Origin of the sequence: Porticoccus sp. (assembly GCF_041592135.1) — a bacterium.
Lineage (GTDB): Bacteria > Pseudomonadota > Gammaproteobacteria > Pseudomonadales > Porticoccaceae > Porticoccus.
The window spans coordinates 1-5,440 of the sequence record NZ_JBFHQR010000146.1 but is presented as its reverse complement, the minus strand read 5'-3'; the positions used below and the strand labels follow the sequence as shown (position 1 = coordinate 5,440).

Annotated in this window: 5 protein-coding genes; all 5 read left to right on the top strand. The window is 60.0% G+C overall.

Features of this window, described 5'->3' with window-relative positions; all coding sequences use genetic code 11:
• The coding region (locus ABY948_RS10935; RefSeq protein ID WP_461482572.1) for a glycosyltransferase at positions 1 to 450 on the top strand (450 nt) is incomplete at its 5' end.
• Positions 431 to 1,246 carry a lipopolysaccharide core heptose(I) kinase RfaP gene (rfaP, locus tag ABY948_RS10930; protein ID WP_461482571.1) on the top strand — a complete coding sequence of 272 codons (816 nt, stop codon included), beginning with the start codon at positions 431 to 433 and terminating at the stop codon, positions 1,244 to 1,246. The genes ABY948_RS10935 and rfaP, both read left to right, overlap by 20 nt.
• 13 nt (positions 1,247 to 1,259) lie before the next feature.
• Complete coding sequence (locus ABY948_RS10925; RefSeq protein WP_461482570.1) at positions 1,260 to 2,030, top strand: lipopolysaccharide kinase InaA family protein; 771 nt, start codon at positions 1,260 to 1,262, stop codon at positions 2,028 to 2,030.
• Positions 2,023 to 3,441, top strand: coding sequence for a lipopolysaccharide kinase InaA family protein (locus ABY948_RS10920; protein ID WP_461482569.1), 1,419 nt, complete (start codon positions 2,023 to 2,025; stop codon positions 3,439 to 3,441). Before ABY948_RS10925 ends, ABY948_RS10920 begins: the two co-directional genes overlap by 8 nt.
• 2 nt (positions 3,442 to 3,443) lie before the next feature.
• Positions 3,444 to 5,177, top strand: a complete 1,734-nt coding sequence (locus ABY948_RS10915) for a carbamoyltransferase family protein (protein WP_461482568.1) — start codon at positions 3,444 to 3,446, stop codon at positions 5,175 to 5,177.
• The last annotated feature ends 263 nt before the right edge of the window (positions 5,178 to 5,440 follow it).

Genomic DNA, 5,440 nt, shown 5'->3' with positions numbered 1-5,440 from the left:
TTGTTTGTGATTGGCCAGGATGATGCCGCGGCGTATCAGGCCCAGGCCGAAAGCCTGGGCATAGGCCAACAGGTGCGATTCTTTGCCGGCCGTGACGATGTGCCGCGCTTCCTGCAGGGGGCGGACCTGTTGATTCACCCGGCCTATGCCGAAAATACCGGTACCGTGTTGCTGGAAGCGGTGGTGGCGGGATTGCCGGTGCTGGTGACCGACGTCTGCGGCTACGCCCGCTATGTGTCGGCAGCTGAAGCCGGTATCGTATTGGTGTCGCCCTTCTCGCAGCAGACGTTGAATCGCGAACTGGAGTCCATGTTGCTGGCGGACCGATCGCAATGGCGGGACAATGGCCTGCGCTTTGCAAAAACGGCGGATATTTATGGGATGCCAGCCAGGGCGGCGGATGTGATCGATAACCTGTTGGAGAGGAAGCGTGAAGCTGTTTCTGAATGAACCCTTTGCTTCCCGCTGGGCCGGTCGCGATCCCTTTGCCGAGGCGTTCGCCATCACCGGGGATACCTATCGGGATATGGGGGATCGCCGCACCACCCGCTTTGCGTTCGACGGCGGTGCCTACTTTGTCAAAACCCACGCCGGGGTCGGGGTCGGGGAAATCCTGAAAAACCTGCTCTACCTGCGCATTCCGGTACTGGGCGCAGAGAATGAATACCGTGCTATCGCCCGGCTGAAAGCGCTGGGGGTGGACACCATGACGGCGGTGGCCTTTGGCCGCCGCGGCTGGAACCCGGCGGATGAGCAGTCCTTTCTCATTACCCGGGCGCTGGAGCCCACCGAGCCGCTGGATGAATACTGCAATCCGGCGGTATTGGCGGCCATGGGGGTGGCGGAGCGGCGGGCGCTGGTGACACGGCTGGCGCATATTTCCCGCACCCTGCACGACAATGGCGTCAATCACCGCGATTACTATCTGTGCCATTTCCTGCTGGATACCTCGCCGGAATATGCGGCTGTGCCGGTGTCTGCAAGACCGATTTATGTCATTGACCTGCACCGGGTGCAGATCCGCCGGCGCACCCCCCGGCGCTGGCGCCACAAGGATCTGGCGGCGCTGTACTACTCCGCGCGGCGGGTGGGTTTTGACCGGCGCGATCTGTGCTGCTTTATCCGCGCATACAAGCAGCAGCCCCTGCGCCGCGCCCTGGATCAGGGGGCGAACTTCTGGCGCTCGGTGGAGCGCGAGGCGGAGCGGCTGTATGACAAAGGGGTGCGGAAGGGCTATCACCAGTGATGACGGGAAGCGAATGAAAAAGCGTTTCTTTGAACTCGAACCGGCGCTGTTGCCCCTGTTTCGGGCCAACGGTCTGGACCATTTTGCCGGCCTCTGGGCGGCGGATGTCGCGCTGGTGGATGAGCCCAATCGGGCCCGGGGTGGCTGGAGCGAAGTGGGGTTGCTCACCCTGCGCGACGGCGACCGGGAGCGGCGGTTTTACCTCAAGCGGCAGGAAAACTTTAATTGCCAGACCCTCGGTAGTCCGTGGCGCGGTATCCCCGTGGCGCTGCGTGAGAGGCAGACCATTCAGTGGCTGGCCCGGCGGGGCATCGCCACCCTGCACGCAGTCTGTTGTGGTCGCGAATGCTCGACGCTCGATCGGGCGATACTGGTGACCGAGGCGCTGGATGACTTTTGCGACATGGACCAATGGTTGGCGCAACACCCCGCCGGTGAGCAGCGGGGTGCTGGGCTGCTGGCGCTGGGAAAACTGCTTGGCCGCTTGCACAGTGTCGGCATGAAGCACGGCTGCCTGTACCCCAAACACGTGTACTTTTCCCTCACTGGCCCCCTTGAGCTGCGCCTGATCGATCTCGAGAAATGCAAGCGCATTCGCAGACGCAAGGGCGGTTTGCGGGACCTGGATACCCTGTTGCGGCACACCCCGTCTTTAACTCCGGACGATCAGCAGTTGCTCTACGCCGGTTACCTGGAAGCCTGTCCCCATGTTTGGACTGGGCAGGCTCTGGAGGCCGCGGTGGCTGCGCGCATGCAGGCAAAGGAGCGCCTGTCCGGTGGTTGAGCAGCTGACACTGGCGCAATTAAAGCTGGCGCCCCTGGGTTTGGCGGCACCTTTTGCACTGGAAGGCCCCGGTGGGCAGCAGCTGCTGTGTGATGCCATTTTTCGCCACCTCCCCGGCAAACGTCTGGTCTTGCGCGCCCACCTGGGTGGCCGCAGTGTGCTGGTCAAATTGTTTTTCCGGCAGCGGGATTTTGTGTGTGAGCGCGCGGGCCTGGCGGCAATGCGCGCAGCGGGTATTGCCTGTCCGGGGGAAGTCTGGACCCTGACGGATGAAGGGCCGCCCAGCGGATTTCTGCTGGCCACCGAATTCCTGGATAATGCCGCCAGCCTGCAGGACTGTTACCGGCAGTGGCAACCCGAAGAGCTGGTGGAGTTGTTGCGGCGTGCCGTGGCATTGACTGGTCGCCTGCATCGCAGGGGTCGGATGCAGGCGGATATCCACCTGGATAACTTCCTCTTCAGGGACAATCAGCTCTACATGATTGATGGCGGCGGGATTGCCCCGCTGAAGAAACCGCTCGAGAACCTGGCGTTGCTCTTTGCCCAGATGACCCCGGACTATGACCGGCTGTCCGCCATGACCCTGGATGCCTACGGGGAAAATCCCCCGGACGGGCAGCGGTTGCAGGCGCTGATTGCGACAATGCGGGAAAAACGCATTCGCCATTACCTGGCCAAGACCACCCGCAACTGCACCCAATTCATGGTTCCCAAAACGGCTGGCGCCTTTGTCGCGGTTGCTCGAAACGCCGCCAGCGAGCAGCTCCTGAAGCTGATGGACAGGCCGGAAGCGGCGACCGGTCAGGCCGCTTTCCTGAAGCAGGGGAATTCTGCCACGGTCATGAAAGTGGCGGGGAACGAGGTCAGCTGGGTGCTCAAGCGCTATAACATCAAAAGCTTCTGGCATGGCCTCAGCCGCTGTTTCCGCCCCAGTCGCGCCTGGATTTCGTGGAAAAGTGCCCATCGGTTAGAATTGCTCGGCATCGCGACGCCCACACCGTTGGCGGTGCGGGAAGAGCGCGTTGGTCCGCTGCGCCGGCAGGCCTATCTGCTGACGGAATGTGTCGACGGGGACAACCTGCAAGCCTGGCTGCTCAAGCGGGGCCAGGGCGGGGTCCCCGAGTGGCTGGACCGGGAAGTGGTGCGCCTGTTTGATAATCTGTGGCGCGGCAGAACCAGTCATGGGGACATGAAAGCCACCAACCTGATTGTCGCCGACCGGCATCTGGAGGTGATCGATCTCGATGCCGTGCGCCACCACCGCTGCAAACAGGGATTTGTCCGCAGCTATCGCAAGGATTTGCAGCGTTTTATGGATAACTGGCAGGGTGAAACCTGGCAGCACTTTGAAGAACTGCTGAGACCCATGGCCACGCGGTCCGGCATTTCACTGGTCAATAAAAAGGTTTAACTGTGTCGACAATTGTTCTCGGTATTTCCGGTGCGCTGAATCACGATCCCTCCGCCGCGCTGTATGTGGATGACAAGCTGGTGGCGGCCGCCGAGGAAGAACGCTTTATTCGCGACAAGCACGCCAAGGGCAAAATGCCCTTTGAGGCGGCAAAATTCTGTCTCGAGTTCGCCGGTATCAAGCCCGAGGCGGTGGATGTGGTGGCGGTGCCGTTCGCGCCTATTTCCATTTTTACCCCCGCCCGCTGGCACTTTGCCAAACGCTACTGGTACGCCCCGGATCGCGCGCTGGATGCGCTGCTGAACGGCAACCGCCGCTATCGCCGCTACCGCAACCGGGTGTTTGGCCTGCTGCGCGATCTGGGTATTGACCCGAACAATGTGGAATTCGAGCCGGTGGAACACCACCTGGCCCATGCCTCCAGCGCCTACCACCTGAGCGGTTTCACGGAAAAAACCGCCATTATGGGGGTGGACGGCAAGGGCGAGTATGCCACCACCTTCTTCGGCTACGGTGAAAATGGCCGCATTCACAAGATCAAGGAATTTTACGATCCGGATTCCCTCGGCGGCCTGTATGGCGCCCTGACGGAATACCTCGGCTTCGAAATGCTCGACGGGGAATACAAGGTGATGGGCATGGCGCCCTACGGCGACCCGACGAAGTACGATTTTTCCCGGCTGATCGATTTCGATGGCAAGGACTTCAAGGTCAATACCCAACTGGTCAACACCGTCGGCCTGCGCCGCTACAAACAGGATGGCGTCGGCTTTTATTTCAGCCCCAAACTGATCGACTGGCTGGGGCCGAAGCGCGAAGGCGATATCGCCGATGAGCCCTATATCGACTACGCCGCGACTATTCAGGCGCTCTACGAAGAGGTGGTGCTCAAGCTGATGGACCATTACCTGGGGGATATTCTCCGGGAGACCGGCAAGCTGGCGTTTTCCGGTGGTGGTGCCCTGAATGTCAAACTGAACCAGAAAATCATCGCCCGCGATGAAGTGAAAGAATTGTTTGTCCAGCCGGCTTCGGGGGATGCCGGCACGGCGGTGGGCGCCGCATCCTACGCCCTGAAAAAACGCGGTATCCAGCCGGAGCCGATGGGCCATGTCTACCTGGGGCCGAAATACAGCAATGAGGAATGTATCCGCGCCTGTGAGGCGCACCCGGAAAAACCGCAGTACCAGGTGATCGACCAGGTGCCGCAGCGCATTGCCCGGATTCTGGCGGACGGCAATCCGGTGGCCTGGTTCCAGGGGCGTATGGAATTTGGTCCACGGGCACTGGGCGGGCGCTCAATCATCGGTTGCCCCAGCTCCCCCGGTGTTGCCGATCGCATTAACGAGCAGATCAAATTCCGCGAGCGCTGGCGTCCGTTCTGCCCCAGCATGCTGGATCGGGTGGCACCGGAAATGTTCAAGATCGACCACCCCGCCCCCTTTATGACCTTCACGTTTGAGGTGAACGAGGAGTGGAAAACCCGCGTGCCGGAGGTCGTGCATGAAGACGGCACCGCCCGCGCCCAGGCCCTGAAGCGGGAATACAACCCGCGCTACTACGAGCTGATGGAGGAAATGGAAAAACTCACCGGCAATGGCGTGGTGCTGAATACCTCCCTCAATCGCCGCGGCGAACCCATGGTCTGTTCACCAACGGATGCACTCAATATGTTCTTCGGCTCGGACTTGCAGTATCTGATCATGGAGGATGTGTTGGTGGCAAAAGATGATTGATTGTGTTTGGTTGTCAACAAGTTTCCGTTATTGCCTTTTGGGAAGAATATGAGCTTGCTTAGAGAGGTATCAAAAGTCCTGTATAAAACCGGTGCTTGCCGACTATTTTTAATAAAAAAATATGGTTACAAGCTCAGGTTTAATCCAACGAAAATATCGAGACGCTTGTGGGTGGACAGTTTTGAAAAGCGCGGCGTTTACCAGCTTGTTGATCGGTTCTTTCTATTCTATTTGAAACCCTCTTATGTGGTGGTCGATGTGGG

Bases quoted from the DNA above. Each gene is read 5' to 3' on its own strand.
- ABY948_RS10925 (WP_461482570.1), top strand. From the start codon at position 1,260: ATGAAAAAGCGTTTCTTTGAACTCGAACCGGCGCTGTTGCCCCTGTTT.